At 28.4% G+C, this 4,408-nt stretch carries 1 protein-coding gene; it reads right to left on the reverse strand.

From position 1 onward, the window contains the following. Window positions 1-4,033, reverse strand: a 4,033-nt coding sequence (locus ACLR9T_RS13395; RefSeq protein WP_413110010.1) for a discoidin domain-containing protein, incomplete at its 3' end; no start/stop codon positions are given. Window positions 4,034-4,408 lie beyond the last annotated feature (375 nt).

The following is a 4,408-nucleotide window of genomic DNA, read 5'->3' on the forward strand; positions in this document are numbered from 1 at the left end:
CAACTTGTGTAGCACTAGTATTATCATATACAGCCTTTGCATTTTCTAATGCTGCTTTGAATTCATCAGCTACTGCTGGTACTAATTTATCTAATTGTTTTTGAGTTACTTCTTTAGCCATATCAATTGCAACTGATAATGCTGTTTTATTAACTTTTATGATAAGATTTTTTTCTGCAGATTCAAAGACTTCTTTATATTGATTAAATACTTTTTCACTAGTATTTCCAATTTCTAATTCCATTAAATTATTATATGCTTCAAGATAATACTCGTAACTTTCTAAAGTATATAAATCAGAATTTTCCAATACAATATTATTACGATAATTTTCTAATCCTTCTGCATTTAATTCTAATGATTTAATTGTATCAGTCAAATTATTTATCTGAATATTAACATCATTTATTAATATATCAACTTCATTTGAATTTAGTAATTCTTCTGCAATTTTAATCGCATCTCGAAGTCTTTTATAGCTATCTTTTGTATAAATATTAGATTGTATATTTTTAGCTTCCAATACCTTTTGATTAAGCTCTGTTCTATCAGAAGCAAAAGGTAATGCACCATCTGTAACAGTTAATTTATCTATCATTCCCTCAAATCCTTTTTCTTTAGAACCAATTTGTCCTAATGGAAAAGGTGTTGTAGCATATGGTGACCAAGTTTCACTTGAACCTAATGAAGAAACCAATTTTCCATTAACATATAAATTTGTGATATCCAGCTTACCTTCAACAGTTAGATATACCCATTCACCTTTTGGAAGTGAATAATCAAATGAATAATCAAAATATTCTCTTGAAATTCCTACTTTACCTGTTTTATTTTGTACAGCTTTAAATTGATAAGTATGAAATTTTTCTTTTGAATCTTCTCTACCATATGGAACAGATGTTTCAAATAAGACTTGCTCATTATCACTTGAGTTTTCGTTACGTTTTATCCAAAATGAAACAGTATAATCTGGACCAATCTTATTTAATGGCATAATTACAGTTTTATTATTTGAAAGATTAAAAGCACTTCCTCTTTTACCATCAACTATACTTGCATTATTATTTATAGCATTATATTTATTTCCTGAAGTATCCATACAGCTAGCCTCTTCAAAATCATAATGAAGTACTGTAGAGGTATTTGACTCTACTTTATTATAAGGATTACTACTAGGTGATAAATTAACTATTTTTGTTAATTCAGTTAAGTCATTAAATGATTTATCATTACCCTCTGCCCATAATTTTTCACTAATTACTGATAGTGGTTCTAAAAATCTTACAAAATCATCATACTCGGTTAGACCATAATCAATATTACCTGTTAAATCATGCCACATTGTATAAGAACCACCCAACATTTGTTTTGAATAAGCAGGAATATCATATTTTTTATTATCATTTTGTGAATCAACAAAAATATTAGGTACCCATTCATTATATATTTTTTCTGTATCAAGATAATCCCATCCACCACCTGGAATAATATATAACGAACCATTTTGAGAATTAATTAATCCATAGCCTAAATCATACATATCTTTAGGATTTGCCCACATAGTATGCCAAATATTCATTTCAACATTTTCAGATTTTACTTTAGTTGCACCTTTAATATTAGATAAACTTCCCCACATTCTCACTTTACGACTGCCTAATAAATCAATTAATGTATTACCATATTGTCGATAAATATCTCCATTACCAAAATATTCATCCATACCAATATGAACCGTAGTATCATCATCAAATACAGGGTTATCACCTGTTATATATTCATTATATACCTGCTTCATTAAATCTACAGCTCCAGGAATACTTAAATCAATTTGATCTACATGTGATGGATCCGTTGTAAAAGCATATTCAGGAAAAAGTTTCGTAAATGCCAAAGAATGAGCTGGACTATCTATTTCAGGAACAATATTTACACCAATTTTTCTAGAATTTAAAATAAAATCTCTAAAATCATCTTTTGTATAATACATATCTTCATTTGTTAATGCTAAACCATTTTCATTAGTTATTGATGATTCTAGTCTAAATCCTGAGTACGCTGTTAAAGCATTTTCTACAGAATCAACTTTCCCTGAATAACCTAGTATCTCATTATCATTTAAATGAATATGAAGATCATTCATTTTATACCAAGACATAGTTTTTGCATACTCTTTTAACATATCCAAAGATACTGTTTGTCTGCCTACATCAATACCAAATCCACGAACTTTATATTTTGGATAATCACGTATTTCACCTTTAGAAATTTCGGTTCCATTTTGTTTAATAATTTGTAAAATACTTCTTGTTCCCCAATATATTCCAATAGAATCTTGACCTGTTAATTTTATAGAATCATTTATTTGACATAAGTACCCTTCTTCTCCTAAACCACTATCTTTATTTGAAATATCTAAATAAAAATCACCATTTGTTACATCAGAATATTTTCCGAATATGATTTCCATTCTATTTCCTGTTAAATCTTCATAGTCTTGACTAAATTCAGAAGCTACTGGCATTAACTCTTCAGTACCTACAATAATTTTTGAATTATTATTAGTTTTAAATTTTCCCTCGCTCCCCCGCCATTCTGATAGCTCAGGAATAACTGCTGGCTTTGGATTAGGGTTATCCGTAAATACATTAACTGCAGCAGGAACAATAACTTCAAGAGAAGGACTTTCAACACTGCGTTTCCCTTTTATAACTTTATATCCAACCTTAACTATCTTATCTTCAATTGTTGGATATACTGTACCGTCATCACCAATAATTTGTTCATAATCAGCACCAATAAATTCAATTTGATAACCTTCAGGTACTTTTGGACTAGATAATTTTCTAGTTCCATCATTATTTTTAATAACTACTGGAGCCTCAATTTGTGTGGCTATTGAATTAATTTCATAATCTGGGTCATTACCAAAAACTTCAAATTCACTTATAACAACATTTTGATGGTATGGAAAATAAATATTTATATTTCCATCCTTATTGATTTTTTCTGTACTTATTCTAATAAATTTAAATGTTAATTCATTGTCAAAAATAATTTCTTGTCTTACTGGTATTTCCGTTGCATTAAGAATATCAACTCCTTCTGGAAGTGGTCCTGGTATTTCTGTGAATTTTTTAATTGTCTTCCAATTAATTCCATCATTAGAATATTCTAATTTATATACTTCAGGGTTAGGTTTTTCCCATTTAATAACAACAGAATGAGCAGTTACTTCTTCTGGAAATTCTAGTTTTAACCAATGATCATGTGCTGATGTATGATTATATTCGCTTGGATCATCACTATCCCAAATATTTTCACTTGACCATTTAGATTTGAAACTTTCATCTCCATCTATTGCTAATTCTGGTGCATAAGTACTAGTATAACAATCACTTGTTGCAATTACCCCTTTTGATAATGATAAATTAATTACTTGTGAAGCAGGAGCTTCTCCATAAACCTCAATTTCATACAAAGAAACATTTTGGTAATAAGGATGAATCGGATTAACAGAATCTGTACTATCCATTTTCTCAGTACGAAGTCGAAGATATTTAAGTGTAACAACTTGATCAAAATCAATGTTTTGAACAGCACTTTCAGGGGTATGATTAAATTCTCTTATTGATGACCAATTTATACCATCTAATGAAGATTCAATACTATATATTTCTGCATTAAGAAGCTCCCAATATATTTTAACACTATATATTTTTACTTCATTTGAAAAGGCAACCTGAAGCCAATGTTCATGACAAGCATTATGCTCATTTTCAAGAGGATCATCGGTTGCCCAAATATTCTTACTTGACCATCTTGAAGTGCGTTCAACAGTATCACCATCAATAGCTTTATCAGCTGTTAAATTACCATCAGAACAATCACTTGTTGCAACTACTCCCTCTGTTCTAGCTAAATTAATTATTTGAGCAGCATTAACTTTACTAATTGCTAATGAACCACTAAATGTCATACTCATAAAAAGTAATACAATTATACTTATTAGCTTAAATTTTTTTAATTTCATATTTTGTCCCTTCTATCCCGTTTCGTTTGATTATACATTTATTATCAATATAATCATTTACAATATTTAAAAGCTAATAAAATAGAAAATTACCAACCTCTAATATTTTATAACCTCCTTTTTTATAAATTTTAAACACCAACACATTTTCCCTATATTAACTAAATAACTATAATACCTATTATTAAAATAAAACCTAAGTATAATGTAAGAAATAACCTCTCCATTTATACTTAGGTCATGCCTGATCAGGTCAGTAACATTCCATTTATAATATTAGTTTAACTTATTATATAAAGAAAATGCAAGCGCTTTCATTTGTTTTTCTTTATTTGAAAATAAAATTAAAATTATATATATTATGATATTATATAT

Origin of the sequence: Thomasclavelia sp., assembly GCF_047249845.1 — a bacterium.
Taxonomy (GTDB): domain Bacteria; phylum Bacillota_I; class Bacilli_A; order Erysipelotrichales; family Coprobacillaceae; genus Thomasclavelia.